Annotated in this window: 23 protein-coding genes; 5 read left to right on the top strand and 18 right to left on the bottom strand. The window is 35.0% G+C overall.

From position 1 onward, the window contains the following. Positions 1-39 precede the first annotated feature (39 nt). Genes BLR17_RS02025 through BLR17_RS02015 form a run of 3 tightly spaced genes read right to left on the bottom strand, consistent with a single transcriptional unit; the run spans position 40 to position 2522 of the window. Positions 40-705 carry an SCO family protein gene (locus BLR17_RS02025; protein WP_066328216.1) on the bottom strand — a complete coding sequence of 222 codons (666 nt, stop codon included), beginning with the start codon at positions 703-705 and terminating at the stop codon, positions 40-42. 48 nt (positions 706-753) lie between these two features. After that, positions 754-1698, bottom strand: a complete 945-nt coding sequence (locus tag BLR17_RS02020; RefSeq protein ID WP_139068362.1) for a DMT family transporter — start codon at positions 1696-1698, stop codon at positions 754-756. Then, the gene (locus tag BLR17_RS02015) at positions 1698-2522 is read right to left on the bottom strand and encodes an NAD-dependent epimerase/dehydratase family protein (RefSeq protein WP_066328217.1); all 825 of its coding nucleotides are present in this window, start codon (positions 2520-2522) and stop codon (positions 1698-1700) included. The genes BLR17_RS02020 and BLR17_RS02015 overlap by 1 nt, the downstream gene beginning before the upstream one ends. 198 nt (positions 2523-2720) lie before the next feature. On the opposite strand from BLR17_RS02015, the gene BLR17_RS16460 reads away from it, so the two are divergent. Further along, the gene (locus tag BLR17_RS16460; RefSeq protein ID WP_169817163.1) at positions 2721-2861 is read left to right on the top strand and encodes a hypothetical protein; all 141 of its coding nucleotides are present in this window, start codon (positions 2721-2723) and stop codon (positions 2859-2861) included. A gap of 11 nt (positions 2862-2872) precedes the next feature. Beyond that, positions 2873-3280 (top strand): hypothetical protein, encoded by a 408-nt coding sequence (locus BLR17_RS02005; protein ID WP_139068363.1) that lies wholly within the window; start codon positions 2873-2875, stop codon positions 3278-3280. A gap of 370 nt (positions 3281-3650) precedes the next feature. Here BLR17_RS02005 and BLR17_RS02000 read toward each other — a convergent pair whose 3' ends face one another. Further along, complete coding sequence (locus tag BLR17_RS02000; protein ID WP_066328221.1) at positions 3651-4223, bottom strand: porin family protein; 573 nt, start codon at positions 4221-4223, stop codon at positions 3651-3653. A gap of 271 nt (positions 4224-4494) precedes the next feature. Here BLR17_RS02000 and BLR17_RS01995 point away from each other — a divergent pair, with 271 nt between their 5' ends. Next, positions 4495-6456, top strand: coding sequence for a transglycosylase domain-containing protein (locus BLR17_RS01995; protein ID WP_066328222.1), 1962 nt, complete (start codon positions 4495-4497; stop codon positions 6454-6456). Between the two features lie 169 nt (positions 6457-6625). On the opposite strand, the gene BLR17_RS01990 is transcribed toward BLR17_RS01995, so the two are convergent. The 3 genes from BLR17_RS01990 to BLR17_RS01980 form a co-directional block, all read right to left on the bottom strand. Then, a complete protein-coding gene (locus BLR17_RS01990; protein WP_066328223.1) occupies positions 6626-7663 on the bottom strand; it encodes an NADP(H)-dependent aldo-keto reductase in 1038 nt (345 codons plus the stop codon). A 153-nt stretch (positions 7664-7816) separates the two neighbouring features. Continuing rightward, the gene (locus BLR17_RS01985; protein WP_066328224.1) at positions 7817-8758 is read right to left on the bottom strand and encodes an OmpA/MotB family protein; all 942 of its coding nucleotides are present in this window, start codon (positions 8756-8758) and stop codon (positions 7817-7819) included. A gap of 24 nt (positions 8759-8782) precedes the next feature. Beyond that, positions 8783-9547, bottom strand: coding sequence for an exodeoxyribonuclease III (locus BLR17_RS01980; RefSeq protein ID WP_066328504.1), 765 nt, complete (start codon positions 9545-9547; stop codon positions 8783-8785). Between the two features lie 139 nt (positions 9548-9686). Here BLR17_RS01980 and BLR17_RS01975 point away from each other — a divergent pair, with 139 nt between their 5' ends. Further along, the gene (locus BLR17_RS01975; protein ID WP_066328225.1) at positions 9687-11492 is read left to right on the top strand and encodes a GNAT family N-acyltransferase; all 1806 of its coding nucleotides are present in this window, start codon (positions 9687-9689) and stop codon (positions 11490-11492) included. 55 nt (positions 11493-11547) lie between these two features. On the opposite strand, the gene BLR17_RS01970 is transcribed toward BLR17_RS01975, so the two are convergent. Next, positions 11548-11829 (bottom strand): TM2 domain-containing protein, encoded by a 282-nt coding sequence (locus tag BLR17_RS01970; protein ID WP_066328226.1) that lies wholly within the window; start codon positions 11827-11829, stop codon positions 11548-11550. Between the two features lie 92 nt (positions 11830-11921). Then, on the bottom strand, positions 11922-12869 hold the full coding sequence (locus BLR17_RS01965; protein WP_066328228.1) for a 2-hydroxyacid dehydrogenase: 948 nt from the start codon (positions 12867-12869) through the stop codon (positions 11922-11924). Positions 12870-13492: 623 nt separating this feature from the next. Here BLR17_RS01965 and BLR17_RS01960 point away from each other — a divergent pair. Then, on the top strand, positions 13493-14533 hold the full coding sequence (locus BLR17_RS01960; protein WP_066328229.1) for a glycoside hydrolase family 43 protein: 1041 nt from the start codon (positions 13493-13495) through the stop codon (positions 14531-14533). An 81-nt stretch (positions 14534-14614) separates the two neighbouring features. On the opposite strand, the gene proC is transcribed toward BLR17_RS01960, so the two are convergent. The 9 genes from proC to BLR17_RS01915 all read right to left on the bottom strand — a co-directional run bounded on the left by proC (position 14615) and on the right by BLR17_RS01915 (position 24260). Further along, the gene (proC, locus tag BLR17_RS01955; protein ID WP_066328230.1) at positions 14615-15394 is read right to left on the bottom strand and encodes a pyrroline-5-carboxylate reductase; all 780 of its coding nucleotides are present in this window, start codon (positions 15392-15394) and stop codon (positions 14615-14617) included. An 11-nt stretch (positions 15395-15405) separates the two neighbouring features. After that, positions 15406-16755 carry a magnesium transporter gene (gene mgtE / locus BLR17_RS01950; RefSeq protein ID WP_066328231.1) on the bottom strand — a complete coding sequence of 450 codons (1350 nt, stop codon included), beginning with the start codon at positions 16753-16755 and terminating at the stop codon, positions 15406-15408. Then, on the bottom strand, positions 16745-17524 hold the full coding sequence (gene rsmA, locus BLR17_RS01945; RefSeq protein WP_066328232.1) for a 16S rRNA (adenine(1518)-N(6)/adenine(1519)-N(6))-dimethyltransferase RsmA: 780 nt from the start codon (positions 17522-17524) through the stop codon (positions 16745-16747). The genes mgtE and rsmA overlap by 11 nt, the downstream gene beginning before the upstream one ends. Before the next feature lie 68 nt (positions 17525-17592). Then, positions 17593-17904, bottom strand: a complete 312-nt coding sequence (locus BLR17_RS01940; protein WP_066328234.1) for a DUF4286 family protein — start codon at positions 17902-17904, stop codon at positions 17593-17595. Positions 17905-17979: 75 nt separating this feature from the next. Then, complete coding sequence (locus tag BLR17_RS01935; protein WP_066328237.1) at positions 17980-19758, bottom strand: tetratricopeptide repeat protein; 1779 nt, start codon at positions 19756-19758, stop codon at positions 17980-17982. A gap of 21 nt (positions 19759-19779) precedes the next feature. Then, the gene (locus tag BLR17_RS01930) at positions 19780-20727 is read right to left on the bottom strand and encodes an energy transducer TonB (RefSeq protein WP_066328238.1); all 948 of its coding nucleotides are present in this window, start codon (positions 20725-20727) and stop codon (positions 19780-19782) included. Positions 20728-20746: 19 nt separating this feature from the next. Beyond that, positions 20747-22018 carry a serine--tRNA ligase gene (gene serS / locus BLR17_RS01925; protein ID WP_066328239.1) on the bottom strand — a complete coding sequence of 424 codons (1272 nt, stop codon included), beginning with the start codon at positions 22016-22018 and terminating at the stop codon, positions 20747-20749. 191 nt (positions 22019-22209) lie between these two features. Beyond that, positions 22210-23601 (bottom strand): sensor histidine kinase, encoded by a 1392-nt coding sequence (locus tag BLR17_RS01920; protein ID WP_066328243.1) that lies wholly within the window; start codon positions 23599-23601, stop codon positions 22210-22212. A 119-nt stretch (positions 23602-23720) separates the two neighbouring features. Beyond that, positions 23721-24260 carry a DMP19 family protein gene (locus BLR17_RS01915; RefSeq protein WP_066328245.1) on the bottom strand — a complete coding sequence of 180 codons (540 nt, stop codon included), beginning with the start codon at positions 24258-24260 and terminating at the stop codon, positions 23721-23723. Positions 24261-24286 lie beyond the last annotated feature (26 nt).

Raw genomic sequence — 24286 nt, 5'->3', positions numbered from 1 at the left:
AATATCAGTATTTGTGTTTAAGGGCTGTTAATTTGTTATTTATTCGTTACACAGGAAGTTGATGTCTTCAATTAGTCGCTGAATTTCTTCTTTTTTAGTGCCGTCATAAAAACCGCGAACCCTTCTTTTTGCATCTACCAGTACAAAGTTTTCGGTATGAACCATGTCGTATAATTCACTTGGTTTACCCATTTTTACCGCCAGATAGGATTTTCTGGCCATAGCATAAATTTGTTTTTTATCTCCGGTAACCAGATTCCATTTGCGGTCATCCACACCGTGTTTTATAGCATAGGCTTTTAAGGCTTCGACATTATCCACTTCCGGAAATACGGTATGTGAGAGTAACATTACCTTTGGATTGTTGATAATCGCTTTTTGAACATCAACTAAATTAGTGGTCATTTTTGGGCAAATGGTACCACAGGTGGTAAAAAAGAAATCGGCAACATAAATTTTGCCTTCATAATCTTTTTGAGTGATGGTTTTGCCGTTTTGATTGGTAAACGAAAAATCAGCAATCGTATGGTATTTGCTCACATATTGCACGGTGCTGTCCACCAGTTCCGGATTAACATCGGCAGGATTGTAAATAGGAAGTGTTTTTTTAGGTTTTAAAGCCCCGTAAAAAAGTGAAAGTGTAACTACTGAAAAAATAAAAAAGATACCGATGAAGATTCGGTATTTGTATAAAACAGATTTCATGAATTTTTTTTGCAAAAATACAAAAACTGTATTGGAAATCAGGAAGCTTTATTTGATTAAAATGTTTGTTTTTTTACGGCTTTGGCGCAAGGATTTGTTTACTAAATACAAACCGAATAAGGTTACCATTCCGCCAATGGCTATTGAAATACTTAGTGATTCTCCAAAGATAATTGAACCTAAAAGTACTGCTACAACAGGATTCATATAAGCATAAAGACTACTCAATTCCGGAGGAAGATGTTGTAAAGAATAAATGAAAATGGTAAAAGTGATGAGCGAACCTACCACAACCAAGTAAGCAATTGCAATCCAGGTACTCATTGGAATTTCGTTTAAACTTACTGAAATTCCGGTAGCACCGTTGTATGCAAACAACAGAATGCTGGAAATGAACATTTGGAATCCCAGACTAAAGTAGGGATTGTAAGAAGCTGCTTTTTTCTTAGTGTATAAAGTTCCAAAAGCCCAGGTAATGGTTGCCAAAACCGAAAGGATTATCCCGAGTTGGAAATCCGGTTTTAAGAAATCAGCTAAATATTCATAAAAGATAATGCATACGCCACTAAAACAGATGAAAACACCGGTTACAGCTAATTTAGCAATGCGTTCTCCTCTAAAATAGGAGATAATCACTACCCAAATAGGGAAAATAGCGGCAATGATGGCGCCCAGACCACTACTGATGTATTTTACTCCTGCAGTACTGAGTCCGTTGCTAAGGGTGAAATTCAATATAGCCAAAATCACAATAGTTTTCCATTGTTTTCCTTTTGGCCAAGGTGATTTGGTGAATAAGAGATAGATAATGTAAAGCGCTCCGGCTAAAAATTGACGAATTGCAGCCATTTGAATTCCGGGAATATAACGCACTCCTTCCTTGGACGCAATCCAGGTAGTGCCCCAAAAAAATCCAACCCAAAGTAATGCTAAAATGGGAAGTCCAATAGCATTAATTTTGGTAGAAACAGCCGTTTTTATTTTTTGAATCACTATAAATTAGGTTGAGTGAATGTATAATCTAATAATCGAGCTAATTTCTCCGATACAATTGTTTTTCCTGCCGAAGGAATTTCGTGATTGAAGGTTGGCGGAATCAGATTTTCTTCCAATGCTTTCTGTGTGTAATAGTCTTTTCTGCTTGGATGAAAAGGCGTCACGGCATTAAGGACTTCGTTCCAAACAGTATTTGCAATGATTTTTTTGATAATACCAATGCAATCGTCCAAATGAATCAGATTGACCGGCGCATCGGGGTTTGGTACATTTTCTTTTCCGGCTAAAAAGCGGGAAGGATTTCTGTCCGGACCAATTAATCCGCCAAAACGCAAAATAGTTGTTTTGAAATTAGTATTGGCCAATAACAACTGTTCAATTTCGAGTAATTGTTTACCGCTTTCGGTCACAGGAACAGTGGGGCTGTTTTCGTCAATAATTGTATCGGCTTCACCATAAACGGCAGTCGAACTAATGAAAAGCAGTTTTTCTACCGAAGATTTTTCGATATAAGGAATAAGGTTTTTAATTTTTTGAACAAACGAATTGTTTTGCGCGTCCGAGTAATCTTTATTCTTTCCTCTTAATTTTGGTGGAATAGCAATAATCAGGATTGGACTGTTTTCCAAAAAATCAGCTACAGGAGCGGAGAAATTTTTAACTTCCAGCGCAATGGGATAATGTGCAATTCCGGCATTTTCCAGTAGTTCTTTTTTGTCGTTTGAGGTTGTGGAACCTTTTACCGAATGGCCTTCGCTGATTAAGGCTTTCGCCAAAGGCAGTCCCAGCCAGCCGCAACCTAAAATGCTAATTTGTTCCATTTGATTTTGATTATTTAGAAATGCAAATTTCCATATAATTATTTGACTTTTGAGGTTACAGTTTGTTCTTTTTTAGGATTATTGATTGAAGTGGACAGTTTTTAGTAGATTTGTTTTAGTTTCCAAGTGGAGCGGGCACAGATTGCAAATCCGCGCTATCCTCAATTTATAAATAATAAAGCTCAAACTTCAGATTATTTGAGGTTTGGTATAAATACGACCTTAACATTTGTAGCAGTAAGTAATTCTATTGGACTTATAGCAGTTGGAACTTATGGCGTTTTCGATTATTATTATGGAGACAAGTTTTTGGAAAAAACAGGAATTGATAATTATTAAAAAAACGAAATGTGAAAAAAGTTTATCATTATATTTTTTATAAATTATATCGCTATATGTTAACAACTCCAAATTCTAATTTAGCATTAAATGGAGCTGTAATTTACTTGAGTATAGGTTTGTTTATTAATTCAATAACAATTAATCTCTTATTGAATAAATTTTTCAAACTATATGCAATGTCAGGTAATTTGTATATGATTGTTTACATATCATATGGTGTTTTAATTTATTATATCAACCATTGGTATTTTAAAAGAGATAATTTATATCTTAAAATTGAGAAAAGATTTATTACTGAAAGTAAAAAACAAAAAGCATTAGGAAATATCTTTGTTTTTGTTTTCGTTGTTGGCTCTGTTGTTTTCTTTATGTTAACTGGCTATTTAGTAAATAAATACTGGGGAGGATTTAAATAACAAAGAGGATCTTGATTAAATAGGCATATATAGCTATCTCCCGGTGCCGCACGAATCCTTTCGTGTGGCATGTGATTAATAAAGCTACATTTTTTATATTTATTTTAATCTTTAAAACTGTAATGTTCTATTGAATTTATAAAACGCGAACAATAATTATCTTGAATAAATAAGTAATTGAGAGTGTTTTTAAAATGTTTTGTATTTAAACAAGACGTGCCACACGAAAGGATTCGTGCAGCAGCGGGGGTGTGACTAGTGAGATATAAATCAGTTAACCGGACAGCTTTTCAAAAGTTGCCCGGTTTTTTTAGGTACAAAAAAACCACGCAATTTGCGTGGTTTTCTTATTCTTTCTAAGATAAAAGGATTAGAATTTGTAACCTACAGAAGCCTGGATTCCAAAACGGTTGTTTCCTGTCGGGCCATAAACTAAATCCAGAAAGTTATAAACATATCTTGCCTGAACGAATGCTCCTGATTTGAAATCATAAGCTAATCCAGAAGCAGAAGCGATGTTGTACTTTCTGAAATTTGTATTCGCATAGGGACCAGTTACTTTAGTGTCTAAAATAACACCCGCTTGAGGACCAACTTCTAAAGACAGACCTTTCACTAGGTTGAATTTAGCTAAAACAGGTAAAGTTATTTCGTTAATTTCTATTTTACTGCCACTTGTGTTTCCGTTTCCGTCAAATTTGTAGCTTGAGTGAGAGTACAAAGCTTCAACCTGGAAAGCGAATTTATCACACATTTTGAATTCAGAAACCAAACCTGCATGGTAACCTACTTCCGGACGTAAATCATAAACAGATGCTTCTCCTGTTGCTAACCAATCGTAATTTGCACCAGCCTTAATTCCTAATTTTACAGTTTTTGCTTCTTGTGCATTTGCAATTCCAAATGCGAATACGGCTACTACCGATAAAATAACTTTTTTCATGTTTAATTTTGTTAAATTTGAGTACGCAAATTTAGTTTAAACAATTGGAAACCCTAGTGTTTATTGGGGTTTTAACATTTTGGTGTAATTTTCTGTATGGCAGTGTTTTATGAGAAAAATAGTAGAAATTATTGGAAACTACCTAAGATGTTTGTGATTTTTCAGCTTTAATTTTGTAGCCAAATGAAGTATTTCTAAACTTTAAGTTAAGATGTACAATCGAAGTGAAAAAGTTATTATTTTAGCCCGCTGCCAGAAATGATATAGTGCCATGAGGACGAGAAAACAAAAAATAATCTTAGTTGTAAAAATAGCAGTTGCTTTATTGGTGATTGCTGTTATTGGTGTTTTTAGTTTTAGAGAAGCACTTTTACACCAGATAATTGCCAAAACGGCCAATAAAATGGAAACGGATTATGATAGTCGGTTTTTGGTAAAAGAAGCTGCTTTTGACGGAATTTCGGGAGTTCATTTTACAGATGTCACTTTGGTTCCTAATCATGCCGATACGCTGTTGAATATTCATAAAATCAAGACGAGTGTTAATCTTTGGCGTTTATTTGTGGGCGATATCCAATTAGGAACTTTGGAAATCAAGAACGGTTATATTCAATTGACCAAAAAAGGAAAACTAAAGAACTTTGAAGCTTTTTTGAAAAGAAATAAAGACGAAGAATCCACAAACGACAAAAAGGATTATGCTGCTTTTGCTTATCGTATTATTTCGAAAATACTCAATTTGATTCCGACTGATATGGATATCGAGAATCTGACTTTCAGGCTCGATGATAACGGAAAAAAAGCCACAATTGATATTGAAAAATTAATGTTGGCTAACAAAGAACTCGAAACCGCAATTCAGGTAAAGACGAATACTTTTGCGCAACGCTGGAAAATAAAAGGATTCGCGGATCCAAGACATAAAAAAGCGGATATCCGATTTTTTAACATCGATACGGGAGCAATTAAAGTACCTTATTTTGATGAACGCTACAATTTAATTTCGAGTTTTGATTCCATTCGTCTGAATGTTGAAAATATTGATAAAAGTGGAGGTGAGTTGCACATTGATGGTTTTGCATCGATAGCCAATTTGAAAATCAATCATAAACGAATTGCTCAAAAAGATGTATTGATAAAAAATGCCCGTTTTGATTATCGTTTCCTTTTAGGTTCTGATTTTATTGCGGTAGACAGTACTTCGACGGTACAGTTTAACAAAGTGAAATTCCATCCTTATCTGGCTTATGAAACAGAAGAAGACACGATTTATAAACTCAAAGTTACTATTCCTGAAATGAAAGCGCAGGATTTTATCACCTCGCTTCCTGATGGCTTGTTTACTCATTTTGAAGGCATGGAGGCTGAGGGAACCTTCAATTATAATTTGAATTTTGAATACAATAAAAACAAACCCAACCGTTTGATTTTTGACAGTAATCTGAAGAAAGAGAATTTAAAAATTACCAAATACGGAGAGGCAAATTTAACTAAGCTCAACGGCGAATTTGTTTACCGGGCCATTATTGATGGTGTGTTGCAGCGCCCCGTTTTAGTGGGTACAGCCAATACCAATTATACTCCTTTAGACCAAATTTCGCCTTATCTGCAAAAATGTGTCCTGACTACTGAAGATCCTTCGTTTTTTTCACATCGTGGTTTTATAAATGAAGCTTTTAAGCAATCTATTGCTAAAAACATCAGAACCAGAAAATTTAGCCGTGGCGCCAGTACGATTAGTATGCAGTTGATTAAAAATGTTTTCTTGACCAGAGAGAAAACTTTGTCCAGAAAACTAGAGGAAATTCTATTGGTTTATATTTTGGAAAACAACCGAATTGTGAGCAAAAACCGTATGCTGGAAGTGTATTTTAATATTATCGAATGGGGACCAAATGTGTATGGAATTGGCGAAGCAGCACAGTATTATTTTCAGAAAACTCCAGCCGAACTCACTTTCAACGAATGCTTGTATCTGGCTCGGATTATTCCGAGTCCGAAAAAATTCATGTACCTGTTTGATGACGAAGGAAATTTGAAAGCATCGGCAATGAATCAGGTTTCTTTTCTGACTAATCTGATGATAAAACGCGGACTGCTTACGGTTGATGATACTATTTTCAAAAAACAACAAACAGTTTTAACCGGTCCGGCTAAATCATTACTCCGTATTAAGGTAAAAGATACTACGGCTGTTGATTCACTAATGGTGAAGGAGGAATTTGAGTTTTAAAAATAGTTAACCACAAAGAGCACGAAGCTAACACAAAGTTCTTTTAGTTTTTTATTTTAAACCATTAAAAATAACCGCAGATTCGCAGATCATAAATTAAAATCTGCGAATCTGCGGTGGTGATTCTTGTGTTCTTTGCGTAAAATCTTTACTAACTCTGCGGTTAAAATTAAGGTGCCGGATCAGGAATGATTGCGTGAACCGCATTGATTTCGTTAATGATTTCTTCTGATAAAACCACATCAATTGAAGTGATGTTTTCTTTCAGTTGTGCCAAATTTGTCGCTCCAATAATATTACTGGTTACAAATGCCTGTTGGTTTACAAAAGCAAGTGCCATTTGAGCCAATGAAATGCCGTGTTTTTTTGCAATCTGGCTATAGGATTTGGTTGCCTCAGTACATTCGGCACTATTGTATCTTGAAAATTGTGGAAACAATCTGATTCGGGCATTAGGGTGATCAAATCCGGTTAAAAATTTTCCGGACAAAACTCCAAAAGCCAATGGAGAATAGGCTAGTAAACCTACATTTTCTCTCATACAGATTTCGGCTGAACCTCCTTCAAAAAGCCGGTTTAGTAAAGAATACGGATTTTGAACCGTTTTAATTTTTGGTAAATTTTTGTATTTACTTTCTTCCAGAAAACGCATGATTCCCCAAGGTGTTTCATTCGAAAGTCCGATGTGTTTGATTTTTCCTTCTTTGATAAATCCTTCTAAAGTTTGTAGCGTCGCTTGGATATTGTCTTCCCAGGCATCATCCTGTACTTTAAAACCGCGTTGCCCAAAGAAATTGGTTTTGCGCTCCGGCCAGTGCAATTGGTACAAATCGATATAATCGGTTTGTAAACGTTGCAAACTTTTATCCAAAGCATATTTGATACTGGCAGGCGAAAAATCATTCTTTTCGCGCATGTAAGTAAAACTCGGATTAGGTCCGGCAATTTTTGAAGCCAGAACAATTTCTTTTCTTTTCCCTGTTTTTTTAAACCAGCTTCCTATAATCTTTTCTGTACTTCCATAAGTTGCCTGACGTGCCGGTACCGAATACATCTCGGCTGTATCAAAAAAATTAACTCCTTTTTCCAGAGCATAATCCATTTGAGCATGACCATCAGCTTCGGTGTTTTGTTCGCCAAAAGTCATTGTTCCCAAACATATTTTGCTCACTTTTATATCGGTATTGGGTAAAGTCGTGTATTTCATTTTTTTTAGGTGCTAAGTTTCTAAGAGACTAATTTAATTGAAAACAAATATAAAAATTAGTTATTCTGATTACGATTGCCCTTTTTATATTTTTAACAAAAAAAGGTTCGAAGCAGTACTTCGAACCTTTTTAAATTTTATTTTAATGAATCTCTAATTGATTTCGTTCAACATTTCGGCAATTTCGTCCAATCTTGGTGTTAAAATAATTTCGATTCTACGATTCTTCGCTTTTCCTTCGGCAGTTTCATTAGTAGCCAATGGTGAAAATTCTCCTCTTCCGGCGGCGGTCAAATTCTTTCTGTCAATACCTTTGTTTTCGCTTAAAATACCAACAATTGCTGTTGCTCTTTTAGTCGATAAATCCCAGTTGTCAGCAATTGGTCCTGAACCACCGTAAGGATCGTTATCGGTATGGCCTTCAATAAGTACGGCAATATCAGGATTGTCAGCTAGTACTTTTCCTAATTCAACCACTGCTTTTTTTCCTTCTGAACTCACCGCCCAGCTTCCGGAATTAAAAAGCAATTTGTTCTCCATAGAGACATATACTTTTCCGTTTTTTTGTTCTACTGTCAAACCTTTGCCTTCAAAACCATTTAAGGCTTTAGATAAAGTTTCTTTTAGTTTTCGCATGGTAGCTTCTTTAGCCGCAATCATGTCTTCTAATTCTTTCAGGCGTTGTGCGCTTTTGCTTAAGCGTTCCTGTTCAATAGATAAGGCTTTTTGTTTGGCTTCCAATTCCGCCAATAAATCACGGTTTTTCTTCAAATTAGATTCTAATGCATCATTGCTGTTTTTTTCTAGTGCATTGTAAGAATCCTGTAAACGCGCTATTTTTTCGTTCAGCGCTTTTTGATCGGCTATTAATTTATCACGTTCTGATTTTAACTTGGCTAAATCGTTTTTCAAACCGTCACGATCCAATTCCAGTTGGTTTTTTGCTTTTAAAAGCGCTTCATTTTCATCCGATAAACTTCGGTTTTCTTTTTTTAATTCGGCGAATTTGTTTTCTAAGTCAGTATATATTTTTTTAGAAACACAAGAAGTCGAAACTGCTAAAACTAATAAGCCTAAGGAGATTTTTTTTATCATTTTTATAGTTTAAAATGGTTTATATTATTCTATATCTACAAGAACGGGGCAGTGGTCGGAATGTTTTGCTTCCGGTAAAATAAGCGCTTTCTTGATTTTGTCTTTCAGAGGTTCACTTACCAGACAATAGTCAATACGCCAGCCTTTATTATCTGTTCTGGCGGTTTTTACACGTACTGTCCACCAGGAATAATTCCCCGGCTCTTTATTTAAATGGCGGAAACTGTCAATGAATCCGTTTTTTAAGAAAGCATCCAGCCAGGCGCGTTCTTCCGGAAGAAAACCTGAAACTTTAGCATTTCGTATCGGATCGTGGATATCTATAGCTTCGTGACAAATGTTGTAATCTCCACAAATGATCAGATTTGGAATTTCCTTTTTCAAATCATTGATATAATTTTGAAAATCATCCATAAACTGAAACTTGTGGTTGAGTCTTTCAATATTAGTCCCTGATGGCAAATAAAGGCTCATAACTGAGAAATTATCAAAATCAACACGAACATTTCTGCCTTCGTGGTCCATGTGATCAATTCCTGTGCCATAAACAACATTTTTTGGTTTTGTTTTCGATAAAATAGCAACCCCACTATAGCCTTTCTTGGTAGCAGGAAACCAATAATGGTAGGGATAGCCCGCCATTTCAAAATCCATTAGCGGCAATTGGTCAGGTGTAGCTTTAATTTCCTGAAGACAAACCACATCGGGTTTGGCTTGTTCCAGCCAATTGATAAAACCTTTTGAAATTGCAGCCCGAATTCCATTAACATTATAGGATAAAATTCTCATTTTTTTAATTTTTTTGAATTCCAAAAATACTAAAAAATAAATGGGCAGGGCTATAAAATTTTAAAATCAAACCGGGCTCATAGTCGGATAATGGAGTTTTTTTCTATCTTTGTTTTTCTCTCAAAAAAAGAAAAAATAAATGGGTTTAGTTACCGCCAAAGAAGTTGCAAAAGCAATAAATGTTGAGAAATACGGGGTTTTAGGGACTTTTTCCGGTTGGCTATTAATGAAAGTGCTAAAAATTTCCACTCTAAATAAAGTTTATAACCGCAACAAACACTTAAAAGAAATTGATTTCTTAAACGGGATTGTTGACGATTTGCAAATAAAGTTTGAAATTCCGGAAGAAGATTATAAACGTTTGCCTAAAGATGGGGCTTATATTACGATATCCAATCATCCACTTGGAGGAATTGACGGGATTTTACTATTGAAATTAATGCTGGAAAGAGAGCCTAATTTCAAGATTATTGCCAATTTTCTTTTGCATCGAATCGAGCCATTAAAGCAATACATCATGCCGGTGAATCCTTTTGAGAATCATAAGGATAAAAAATCAAGTGTGATAGGTATCAAAGAAACACTGCGTCATCTTAGCGATGGAAAACCACTTGGAATGTTTCCTGCAGGTGAAGTTTCCAGTTATAAAGACGGACAGTTAGTCGTTGATAAGCAATGGGAAGAAGGAGCGATTAAAGTAATCAGAAAAGCTCAGGTACCTGTTGTTCCTATTTATTTTCATGCTAAAAATAGTCGTTTATTTTATTTGCTTTCTAAAATAAGCGGGACGTTGCGAACGGCTAAGTTGCCTTCGGAATTGTTTAGTCAAAAAAACCGTGTGATTAAGGTTAGAATTGGTAAACCTATTTCGGTAGCTGAACAAAATGAGTACGAAAGTATTGATGCTTACTCGGAATTCCTGAGAAAGAAAACCTACATGCTGGCAAATCCTTTTGAAAAAGAAAGCAAATTAATTACAACTCCTAATTTAAAAATTACCAAAAATCCTAAGGAAATTGCAACTCCGGCTAATGAAGAAAAAATTATCTCGGAAGTGAATGCTTTAAGGGAAACCGATTGCCGATTGTTGCAAAGTAAGAATTATGAAGTTTTCTTTACGCAAGCAGACAAGATTCCGAGTATTTTACATGAAATAGGACGTTTACGTGAAATAACTTTTAGAGAAGTAGGAGAGGGAACGAATGAGTCTATTGATTTAGATAAGTTTGACCAATATTACCACCATTTGTTTTTATGGGATGACGAAGCCCAAAGAATTGCCGGCGCTTACCGAATGGGATTGGGTGGAGAAATTTATCCAAAATATGGTATTGAAGGTTTTTATTTGAATGAATTGTTCCGTTTTGAGCCTGAATTGTTCGAAACCATGCATCAGTCTATCGAAATGGGACGTGCTTTTATTATTAAAGAATACCAGCAAAAACCAATGCCGTTGTTCTTGCTTTGGAAAGGAATTATTCATACCACGCTCCGTTTCCCGGAACATAAATACCTTATTGGAGGTGTGAGTATCAGTAATCAGTTCTCAGATTTCTCAAAATCATTGATGATTGAGTTCATGAAATCAAATTATTATGATCCTTATATTGCGCAATACATCCATCCTAAAAAAGCATATAAGGTAAAACTGAAAGATGCCGATAAAGATTTTATCTTCAATGAGACAGAAGCCGATTTAAATAAGTTTGATAAAATTATTGACGAATTAGAACCGGGAGCTCTACGTTTGCCGGTATTGATTAAAAAGTATATCAAACAAAATGCAAAAGTGGTTGCTTTTAACGTTGATCCTTTATTTAATAATGCCGTTGATGGATTAATGTATATAAGAATTGCAGATATTCCTGAGAGTACCATGAAACCGGTAATGGAAGAGTTTCAAATGGAACTGGAAAGAAAATTTAATGAAAAAGGAGAATTATAATCTCATTTTATACCAATAAAAAAGTCGCTTATTCTAGAGTAAGCGACTTTTTTATTTAAAACCAGGGTTTTCGGCCTATCTGGTAAGTTCTTAAAAATTCTTCATCCGATTTGGTCAAATAAATAATGCCTTCTATAAGTCCAAGTAATCCTGTAATGGAGCCCAAACTAATCAGGCTGAGTACTAGCCAAATAATTCCTTCTTTGGTATAACCCAGCAAGAACTTATGGATTCCAAAAGGTCCCAGAATAATTGCTAATATTCCCGCCGCAATTCTTTTATTGTCTTCTTGATATTGTTGCGGTTGATTCCAGTGTTCGTGTTTTGAATTTTCCATAATCCCATAATTTAGTGATTATCAATAACTAAATTTATGAAATTATATTTGAAAATGGAAATTTAAAGTGTTTAACAACAGTCTGTTATTTCTTATTTGGAATATAAAGCTTTGATTTTATCTACGATAGTTTGTGCTAATCTTTCGTGACTTTCAAATGTCCATCCTGCTACGTGTGGTGACAACAATACATTGTCGGCATTTAATAAATACTGAAAAGCTTCGGGTGTATTTTTTTCGTGGAATAAGGTTTCAAATGATAGTTTTTCATATTCTAAAACATCCAGACCGGCTCCTAAAATTTTCTTGGATTGTAAGGCTTCAACTAAATCGGCGGTAACGATATTTTTTCCTCGGGAGGTGTTAAGTATCCAAAATGCTTTTGTGAAGGCATTAATAAAGTCAGTATTCACCATTTTATCGGTTTCCGGAGTCCACGGCAGGTGTAAACTTAGTACATCCGTTTTTTGTTGTAATTCGGTTAAAGAAACCTGTCTGGCATTTTCATCGCCTACATTTTCTTTGATATCATAACACAGGACTTCCACGTCAAAACCTCTTAGTTTTTTAGCGAACCATTTTCCCATATTTCCATAGCCAATGATACCAACGGTTTTTCCGTCCAGTTCATGACCGCGATTACTTTCTCTGTTCCAATGTCCTGCGCGAATTTCTCTGTCGGCGCGGTTCATGTTGTTAAAAAGAGATAAAATCATTCCTAAGGAATGTTCGGCTACAGCGTTTCGGTTGCCTTCGGGAGCAGCAATAAGGGCTATGTTTTTAGAAGCAGCATAATCACAATCGATGCTTTCTAAACCGGCTCCTACACGGGCAATAAACTGCAAATTTATGGCTTTGTCTATAAAGGTTTTGTCAATTTTAAAACGGCTTCGAATAACGATTCCGTGATAGTCCTGAATTTTGGATTCAATGATTTCTTTCGATGATTTAAAATCTTCATGGTTTTCAAAACCCAATTGCTGCAATTGTTGCATTAATACCGGATGATTGCTGTCGATGTGAAGAATTTTGATGCTCATAATTATTTTTCGGTTGAGGTATCAAAATTAGCAAAAAAATAGGTTTTTTAAGGGTAAAGGGAAGGATAAGCAAGGCTGTATTTATATAAACATAAAACCATTTCTGAATTTAAGGTAAACTCAGAAATGGTTTTATGTTGAATTAATCAAACCTAAAGTAAAGTTTTTTACATACGCTGTCTTTTTTGCTGATTTATTTTCAGTTCAGTATCTCACCATAGTTTCGTTTCCGAATAAAAAACGTGAGATTTTGTCGTAAATCATGTTGAATAACTTTTTCATAATAATGTTTGTTTAGTGTTAGTTACATATTAAACCATTAATTAGAAAAGCCAGGTGTAGACGGGGTTTGCTTTTATAAAATTACGGCTATTTTTAATTTTATAAAAACAACTTTATAAGTTTTCGATATGTTGCTTTTTTTGACGATAAAATGCATGATTATCAGGTATTTGCATTATTATTTTTACAAATAATAGGTGTGTGCTATTTGTAATTTCAGCAATGTTAAAATTTTATATGAATGAAAACTTAAAAAAACTATATTTACATTCTTTTTTACAAATGTATTTTTTACATTTAAATTGAAAATTTGTAATTACAATAAATAAAACGAGCAAAACATGAATTTTTTACGTCTTAGTATTCTATTTGTTTTTATTAGTTTGGGAATGACGGTACATTCGCAAAAACTAAAAAAGAATCAATTCAACAATCCTTTAGTCTTACAAAGAGCGGATCCATTTGTAACCAAAACTAGTGATGGTACTTACTATTTTATTGCAACGGCACCGGAATACGACCGTATTGAAATTCGCAGTTCTAAAACTATCAACGGAATCAAAGATGCAAAAGCGGTGGTAGTATGGAGAAAACATACTAAAGGACCAATGGGTAACCATATCTGGGCTCCTGAACTACACCGAATTGATGGTAAATGGTATATCTATTTTGCTGCCGGTTCAGCCGAAGAAAAATGGAGTATTCATAAATATGCATTATCAAATCCATCCGAAGACCCTACAAAAGGAGAATGGAAAGAAGAAGGACAAATTATAAGCCAAAGAGATGTTTTTTCTCTTGATGCGACTACTTTTGAAATGAACGGGCAACGTTATATGATTTGGGTGGACAGAGGTCCCGGAAATGTAGTAAATACCAGTTTGTATATTGCCAAAATGACCAGTCCTACTACATTAGGTGATAAACAGGTGGTGATTAGCCAGCCGGATTACGACTGGGAAATGCATACATACAAAGTAAACGAAGGTCCTGCTGTACTTATCCGCAATGGAAAAGTGTTCCTAACATTCTCCGCCAGCGCTACCGATGCAACTTATTGCTTAGGTTTGCTTTGGGCTAAAGAAGGTGCCGATTTACTTGATCCAAAATCCTGGAACAAATTAGATAAACCGGTTTTCTTTACTAACGAAAAATTCAAACGTTATGGACCGGGACATAATAGTTTCACCGTAGCAGAAGATGGAAAAACCGACATCATGATTTACCATGCCCGTGATTATGAAAAAATCAAAGGTGATGCCTTATCTGATCCTAACCGTCACACACATGCCAGAGTTTTAAAATGGACTAAAGACGGCATGCCTGATTTTGGTCAGGATGTTGATGATAATGATATGGCTTTGAAAACAAAGAAGAAATAATATTTGCCTTTAGTTAGTTATATGAAAAAAGGGCTTCTCAAAAATAATCGAGAAGCCCTTTTTGTATTGTAAAAGAAAGAATTAAACTCCCTTGATTTTCTTTACAGCCGCTTTAATTCCGCGGATTAATGACGAACTGAATCCGTGAGATTCCATTTCGCTCAATCCTGTAATCGTACAGCCTTGTGGTGTTGTTACCCTGTCAATTAATTGTTCCGGATGGATTTGTTCTTCCATAACCATTTCGGCAGCTCCTTTTACAGTTTGTGCTGAGATTGCCAAAGCCGTTTTCCAGTCAAACCCAATTTCGATTCCTGCCTGCATGGACGCTCTGATATAACGCAAAGCAAAAGCAGTTCCACTGGCAGCTAAAACCGTAGCGGCATCCATTAATTTCTCGTCAATAACCGGAGCTGTTCCCAATTCTTTGAATATAGTAACTAATTTTTGTCCCTGATCTGCGTGTTTTTCGTTAAACGAAATACAAGTTGCCGATGCTCCGTATTGCGCAGCAATATTAGGCATGATTCGGATAGCCTGATGTCCTTCGCCTATTTTATTTTGCAAAGCTTCGATAGACAATCCGCTCACTCCCGAAGCAATAATTTTATTAGAAATCACAGGAAGAATTTCAGCCAGAACGGTATCTACCTGATACGGTTTAATGGTCAAAATAATGACATCTGCCTCTTGTATGTTATGTTTATTGTCGGAAGAAACAGTAACGCCTAATTTTTCTAAATAAAGAATACTGGCTGTATTTCTTCTGGTTACTGTAATTTGGTGTTCACTGGCATTTTTTGCCATTCCTAATGCAATAGCAGCTCCTAAATTACCACCTCCTATTATATGTACTTTCATCAAAAAAATATTTAAATTCCTAAAATCATTTTGGCTACAGCAAAATAAAGGATAATCCCAAAAATGTCATTTGCAGTAGTTATAAAGGGTCCTGTTGCAATAGCAGGATCAATTTTGTTTTTATGTAAAAAAAGCGGTACTAAGGTTCCTAATGTTGCCGCAAACAGGATAACTACGAGCATCGAAATGGAAATAGCCAGTCCCACTAAATATTGCTGATACATAGCAGAATGATATCCCAAAAGAAGCAAGGAAATAATAGTTCCTGAAATCATCGCCACGGAAACTTCTTTACTAAAATAAACACGGCTAAATTCTTTCAATGAACCATTAGCCAATCCCTGAACTACGATTGCCGATGCCTGTACACCAATATTACCTGCTGTAGCAGAAAGCAAAGGCACAAAAATAATTAAGGTTTCGTATTTTCTAAAAGCGTCCTCATTGCCTTTTAATACGATGGATGCTATTAATTCAATCACCATTCCGATAAGTAACCAGGGCAAACGTGCTTTAGTAAGTTCTAAAACGCTGTCATTCGTTTCAACGTCCTGGGTAATACCCGCTGCTAACTGGTAGTCTTTTTCAGCTTCTTCTTTAATTACGTCTACGATATCGTCAATAGTAATACGTCCCACAAGTCGTCCTAATTCATCTACTACCGGAATAGCCTCTAAGTCGTATTTTTGCATAATACGCGCCACTTCAACATCTTTATCATCTACTTTTACCCAGTTTAATTTTCTAATATAAACATCACTAATATGCGTTTTAGTCGAAGTAGTCAATAAGTCTTTTAGCGAAAGTCGTCCTTTTAAGCGGTTTTCATCGTCCACGACATAAATAGAATGTACCCGGGAAACATTTTCGGCCTGAATACGCATTTCTTTTACACAGGTCAGTACATTCCAATTTTCGTTGACTTTTACCAACTCTTTCCCCATTAATCCCCCGGCAGTATCTTCGTCATAACGCAAAAGATCCACAATGTCCTTAGCGTGTTCAACGTCCTGTAGCTCGGAGATTACCTCCGCTTTTAAGTCCTGGGAAAGTTCAGCAATAATGTCGGCAGCATCGTTAGTATCCAGCTCGTCCAACTCCTCAGCAATTTCTTTTGGCGAAAGTCGGCTTAAGATATTTTCACGCAAATCGTCTTCTAATTCAAGAAGGATCTCTGCTGTTTGTTCACTGTCTAATACTTTAAAAATATAGGTAGCTTCGTCAAAATCAAGTTCGTCCAAAACCTCGGCTATATCAGCATGGTGCATATCATTTAATAAGGATTCCAGTTCCTTATCATGATTATTTGCAATGTGCTGTTTTAATTCGAGAATTAAGTCTTTACTGATTTTAAATTCCATCGGCTTCTATTTTTTGAGTAAGTTCGATAAATTGTGCCACGTCCAACTGTTCCGGACGGAGGTCAAAGATACTATCTTCTCGTAAATTATCCGATAAGTTGAGTGTTTTTAAACTGTTGCGTAATGTTTTGCGACGTTGTTGAAAGGCTGTTTTTACCACCGTAAAGAATAATTTTTCACCGCAAGGCAAACTAAAATCTTCTTTTCTACGCATACGCATCACCCCCGATTTTACTTTTGGAGGTGGGTTGAAAACATGCTCGCTAACAGTGAAAAGATATTCAGTGTCGTAAAAAGCCTGAGCCAATACAGATAAAATTCCGTAAGTCTTGCTTCCTTTTTTCTCGCAAATGCGTTCGGCAACTTCTTTTTGGAACATACCTGAAAATTCCGGTATTTGTTCTTTAAGTTCTAATACTCTAAAAACAATCTGACTCGAAATGTTATATGGGAAATTACCAATGATGGCAAATTGTTTGTTTTCAAAAACTTCGTTGATATTGTATTTCAGGAAATCCTTAGAAATGATTTTTCCGTGCAATTTTGGATAATGTGCATTTAAATATTCTACCGATTCGGTGTCAATTTCAATCACATAAGTATTGATGGGTTTGTCCAGCATATATTTGGTCAAAACACCCATTCCCGGTCCAATTTCCAATACATCATCATAGCCCTCTAAACTCAGGGTGTCGGCAATATCCTTAGCAATACTTTCATCTTTCAGGAAATGTTGTCCGAGATGTTTTTTGGCTTTTACTTTGTCCATGTTTGTTGCTTTTTAATGTGAAAACAGAATGAATGCTGCTTTCTTAATTCTGCATTCTGAACTCTAAATTAGTGTTCAGAAATAACTTGTAATTCGGTTTTGAAAGTAAGCATTTTGTCGCCAAAAAGCTTTAGCCCTTCCGCCTGAAATACCACATCTTCTTCCTGATAGAATTTTTCTAAAGTAGCCAGACTATCTGTAGTGAACTGAGCCGAATATGTAACTCCGCCCATTTCTTCTTCCACCAATACACGAACTAATTTGGCATTAGTAAATTTACCTGTTGCCAGCATTTCCGGAATGTGTTTGTGCTGCATCCAGATTATCCATTGGTCATGAACACTTTCGTGAATATTAGTGGTTACGTTGTATATAATCATTTTCTATTGTTTAAACGTTGAATCGGTTAATCGGTTAATCGGTTAATCGGATCAACGATTAACCGATTCAACTTTTTATAAGTTTTTATCGCCTCTTAATTCCCGGAATTTTTTTCGGGCTTCTACAAAATAAATACTATCCTGGTGATTGAATATTATTTTCTCGTAGAGTGGTTTTGCCTTTTCGGACTCGTTTAACTTTTTACTGTAAATTTCTGCCGAAAAGAACAGTGCTTCGTCCATATAAATACCGTCACTATGATGGTCAATTATGGCTTGGTATTGGCTTAAAGCCAAATTAAATTCGGCTGTTTTTTCATAAGTTTTCCCCAATCGCAATTGGGTTACCGCCTCAATTTCATTTCCTTTAAAGGTTTTTAAAATCAATTGAAACTGTGCAATGGCTTCCTGATTTCTGTTTTGATACAACAGATAATCTCCTTTGGCAAAAGCTTTCAAAGCCGTCTGTGTCGAATCGGCAACGGTGTTGTCGTTAATTAACAAAAAGTACTCTAAAGCATCATTGGCAATCAGCTGTGTATTTGCCGATTTTAGTTCTTTAAACTGTTTCAGTGCCCAAGGAAAATCACCTTTAAAATAGCTTGTTTTTGCCGCTTTTAAACTGGCTTCATGAGCTACTTCATCATTTTTTAAATCTGTTTCAATTTGCGAATAATACAATAACGCCTGATTGAATTTTTCTTCAAAAAGAAAAATATCCGCCAGTTCCATTTTAGACTGAGCCACTTCGTAATCATTCAATTGCAATTCCAGGGCTCTTTTGATAATCGTTTTCCCCTGTTCGGGGTTTTTGAGATTGAACGCCACAAAATGCGCTTGAATCAGCTGCAAAGATAAGCTAAAAGGACTTATTTCAAATTGTTTCAACAAAGCTTCGATTTCTGCGTTAATGGTGGCAAAATCTTTTTCGGTTGCTTTACTAATTTTTAGTTCTAACAAATAGGAATCTGCCTGAACCAATAAGCCTAAATCCTTGGTGTTTTCGACTATAAAATCTAAAATTTCCTTAGCTATTTCCTGATTTTCTTCTTCGATGGCTAAATTGGCCAGATTTAAAATTGTAGCAAGCGACTCGGGATTACGCTTATAAATGGCTTTTTCCTGAATAAAGGCTTTAGCAAATTCTTTTTGTTGAATATAAAACCAACTTAAAAAATGATTCCAAAACAAATCCTGACTTTTTTGAACTTTCAGGATTAAGGCTTTTCGTAAGGCATCACTAAAACTCACATCGGCTTCATCGGTTATAAATCGCGATAACTGATTTTGAATTACAACTAAATTTTGAGGATTAGTATAAGCTTCGTCCAAAAAAGTGGTAATCATCATATCAAAATTTCCCAATTGTCCGTACAGCAAACCCTGTTGGTAATTGAAATTAAAATTGGGCTGAATTTCGGTGGCTGTTTGATAGGCTTTTAAAGCGTACTCTAATTGTACTTTCCGGTCAAAAGAAGCCGCAATTCCGTAAACTTCATTGGGGTTTTTTCGGATGCGTTCCAGAGCCTGATCGTAATAAATCTTGGCTTTGGCAGCATCTTTTTGCAATTGATAATTATAGCCCAACTCCACTAAAAGACTACCCTGATTGTATTTAGTAAATCGATCCTGAATAGCTTTTTCGGCTGTATCAAACTGTTTTAATTGCTGATAACAATCTACAGTTCGAAGGAAATACTGCATGTTTTGAGGAATATTTGCCAATAATTCCTCATAGCTGATTTTAGCTTTTTCAAAATCGCCTTTGTCGTAGTAATACTGAGCTAATTGCTCGTTTTGAGAGAAACAAATTAATGAAAAAAACAGACAAATATGTAAGAGGATTTTTTTCATTATTTGTTGTTTGAAAGGTTGTTATTTGCTTGCTACCACTCTAATAGGGATAGAGAATTCGACTCTAGCTGGAATGCCTCTATATTTTCCGCTCACCCATTCAGGATATTCGCTAATTAATCGAATAGCTTCATTATCAAGTACTTCGTCTAAGCTTTTTGCTATTCTAATTTTATCGGTACTTCCGTCTTTGTTAATGATGAAAGTCAGGAGTATTTTTCCACTAATATTTTCTTTTTCTTTTGGAATGTTAAATTTCTTTGCAAGATATGCATAAAAATGTTGCATTCCATTCTTTGGTCTTGGATAGTCAAAAACTTCATAATAAGTGTTTTTTACCAACAGAGAATCAATTGATGCACCTTTTTTTAATTTTCCGTTTTTATAATCCTCGGTGAAACTTAATTTGTATTGAAAATCGTTACCTTTCCAAATGCCTTCCTTTAAACCATTTTTGATGTTTCCTTTTTCTTGTATTTTTTCTCCTTTTTCATCAATATATCCATTCCCATTAATAACTGTTTGAATATTGTCTTCTTGCCAATACTGGATAGTTATTAAATCAGATTTAAGTTCATCTTTTTGTTGAGTAATGTATTCTTGTTCGGCTTTTTTATTACCGTTTTCATACCAACTGTAAGACTTACCAGCTGGTCTTCCTTTAATATAAGTTGTTATGTTTTTTTTATTACCATTTTCATAATAATAAATAAATTCACCTTCACTCAAAAGAATGTCTTTAGATTTTGAATCACCTTCCATTTGAAGGGTTCCATTTTTGTAATAATCTTCAAAGCGATAAATTTCTTTATCATTATAATAATCTTTTACGATTCTATAATATTTGCAATTCTCTTTGGATGTTTCTTTCCAAAGAGAATCCAGGTATATAGTTTTGTTTAAGTTATTTTGCGCAAATATTATATTCGAAATAATTAATAATAAAAAAGCCAATCGATGTTTTGTCATATTATAAAATTATAGCTTGTTAATTTATAATATCAAATCCGCAATACGGACGTAACACCTCAGGAATTACAATTCCTTCCGGAGTTTGGTAATTTTCAATAATTCCGGCTAATACACGAGGCAAAGCCAATGAACTTCCGTTTAAGGTGTGTGCTAATTGATTTTTACCGTCTTTATCTTTAAAACGCAATTTCAAACGGTTTGCCTGGAAAGTTTCAAAGTTAGAAACAGAAGAGATTTCTAACCAACGATCCTGTGCTGTAGAAAATACCTCGAAATCATAAGTCAAAGCCGAAGTGAATCCCATATCGCCACCGCAAAGGCGTAAAATACGATAAGGTAATTTCAATTCGTCCAAAATTCCTTTTACGTGTTCCACCATTCCGTCTAAAGCTTCGTATGATTTTTCAGGATGTTCGATACGTACAATTTCTACTTTGTCAAATTGGTGCAAACGATTCAATCCACGTACGTGAGCACCATAAGAACCTGCCTCACGACGGAAACAAGGTGTGTAAGCTGTAGTTAAAATAGGTAATTCACTTTCGTTCAATAAAACATCTCTGAATAAGTTGGTTACCGGAACTTCAGCAGTAGGAATCAAATATAAATTGTCCACTGTTGCATGATACATTTGTCCTTCTTTGTCTGGCAATTGTCCTGTTCCATATCCTGAAGCTTCGTTAACTAAGTGAGGTACTTGTACCTCATTGTAACCTGCAGCTGTATTTTTGTCTAAAAAATAATTAATCAAAGCACGTTGCAAACGGGCTCCTTTTCCTTTATAAACCGGGAAACCGGCACCGGTGATTTTATTTCCTAATTCGAAATCAATGATGTCGTATTTTTTTACCAATTCCCAGTGCGGTTGAGCTCCTTCATGCAAAACAGGAATTTCTCCCGCCTGAAAAACATTCAGGTTGTCATCGGCTGATTTCCCTTCAGGTACAATGTCAGCCGGAAGGTTTGGTAAAGTATATAGTTTTTCAGTTAATTCAGCTGCAATTTCATCAGCCTGCTCAGCCAGTTTCTTGCTTTTTTCTTTGTTACTAACCGTTTTTTCTTTTAAGATGGCTGCTTTGGATTTTTCACCTGCTTTCATCAATTCGCCAATGTCTTTGGACAATTTATTAGATTCAGCCAGAATGTTGTCTAACTCTACCTGCGTAGCACGACGACGCTCATCAAGTTCAACCACTTCTTCCACAACTGTTTTGGCATCCAAATTCCTTTTAGCCAAAGCTTGGATTACTTTTTCCTGATTCTCTCTAATAAATGCAATTTGTAACATAGTTGGATTTTTATAACTATAAATTTTCTAATAACGGTAGCAAATTTAAGGAAATGTTTAATAGTAACACGACAAAGTTTGATTAGAGAAGCAACAAATGTGTAAAAAAAGGTTTAAGCCTTTGCCATTCTGGAATTTGAAGTAAGAATATTGAATTAGAGCGGATTATTTTGCTTTGAAAAGGGTTGGAATTAGTTACTTTCAGGTATGCTGAACATAAAAGTACTGCCTTTTCCTAGTTCACTTTTTACCCAAATTTTACCGCCGTGTTTTTCAACAAAATCTTTGCAAAGCATCAATCCTAAGCCTGTGCCGGTTTCGTTATTGGTTCCTAAAGTATTGTTTTTTTCATTGATGCCAAATAAGTTTGCAATCTTTTCCGGAGCAATACCAGTACCGTTGTCCTGAACTGAAAATACAATCTGGTTGTGCTCTTTTTTCATTGAAATAATTACTTTGCCATTGTTCTCAGTGAATTTTATAGCGTTCGAAATTAAATTTCTAAAGACTGTTTCGAGCATATTGCTATCGGCAATTATGTGTTGATTTTTATCAATTTCCGATTGGATACATATGTTTTTACTTTTGGCAATATTGGCCAATAAATGTATAGTTTTGTCAGTAATGGTACTTATTTCGGTTTTTTTAGGGTTAAATTCCAAGCTGCCTGTTTGTGACTGCGCCCAGGTTAAAAGATTGTCTAACAGTGAAAAGGTGTTTTTGGATGATTGGTGAATGAGTTCAATGAATTCATTGGTTTCTTTGTTGTCTAATTCATTGTCTTTTTCAAGTAATAATTCTGATAATCCAATAATTCCATTAAAAGGCCCTTTTAAATCATGAGCGATGATAGAGAAAAATTGGTTCTTGTCGTCTAATAATTTTTTTATCTGTTTCTCTTTTTCTTCTTGTAACAAAAGCAAATAACCTACGCCGCTTATGGTCATCATCAGAAATATAATTAAAAATATAATTTTTTGTGTGTTATCTGTAGAATAGAGGGTGGTTGAGGTTTTAAATAAAGGGTAAAAGATTCTGAAAATAAGTGTTGCCAATAAAACAATGTAGTTAAAACCGAGAATTCTTCTGAATGTACTGCCATTGGATTCCAGCAAAAAAAGTATTGTGGGAACTATAAGCAGTAAAAATATATTAACTGATGCTAAAGAAACACGGATATTGGCAGGGGCTTCCATAGCAACAGCAATATAAAAGCTTAAAAGTGTTGTTATGAAAAGAATAAATTGGTTTTGAAATGATTTTTCGGTTCGACTTTTTACAATCATTAACATGGCGACTGATTCCAAATAATATCCTGAAAAAACTAAAGTATTAGTAACGATAAATTTTATTGGGTCGTAGGAAACAGTATCAACACGCAGAAAAAAGGCGAGCCAGGCAAAGGATAGTAAAATCTTGGAACAACCAAAAACCAATAATTGCTTATGTGATTGTTTGCTCATGAATGTAAATCGAAAAGTAAAAACAAGTATAGCCAGAATAAAGTTTCCCCAAAACAAAATTCCCATTGTATTGCGGATATCCAATGCAAATAATTTCGAAAACTGTTGAACTATTTCCATGAATTAGTATTGGTGACTTTTAGTATAAAAAGCATAGAAGTTATACTTACAAAAATAAATTTATTTTGATAGTAACCTAATGAATAGGCAACTAATTTGAAATTTTTTTGTTTTGTTTTTTAACTTCTTTTGATTTCGCGTTCCAAATAATCTTCTAAAAGTTCAAAAATAGCATCTACCGGAAGGATTTGGGTATCAGGATGATTTGTTAAAAAAGCAGCATTGAGTTTTACAATATTTTCTTCTAATTCGAAAAATGTATTGTTGTTTAAAGAATCTCTGATTGGGTTTACTCCCTCGAGTTTGCCTTTTAAGAATTTAGCTAATTTTACACTGCTCATTAAACGTACTTTTTTGCTTTGTTCTCTGAAAAGTTCCAGGTGTTTTTCGGCACCCAATAACTGCAGACCTTCTTCTATGAGTTCGTTCAGTTCTTTATTCCAACCTGAATTGTAAACAAACTGTGCAAAGTTACCCTGAGTATATTGGGAAGTATAATAATCCAGATAATAACTCATTAAGGCATCTTCATGAATAAGATCGTCATCCATTTTTTCTTCGCGCATCAGGTTAATCACCGAAATATTAGAGTTAATCACGTCTTGAGGGTTTTCGCTGTTGGCTGCGGTTTCTGATATTAAGATGCTTCCGAATTCCATTTTGAGTTTTTTAATGAGTGGATTGC

The sequence above is a fragment of the Flavobacterium glycines genome, from assembly GCF_900100165.1.
Classification (GTDB): Bacteria; Bacteroidota; Bacteroidia; order Flavobacteriales; family Flavobacteriaceae; genus Flavobacterium; species Flavobacterium glycines.
The sequence above is the reverse complement of the archived record's forward strand: the minus strand, read 5'-3'. Positions and strand labels throughout refer to the sequence as shown.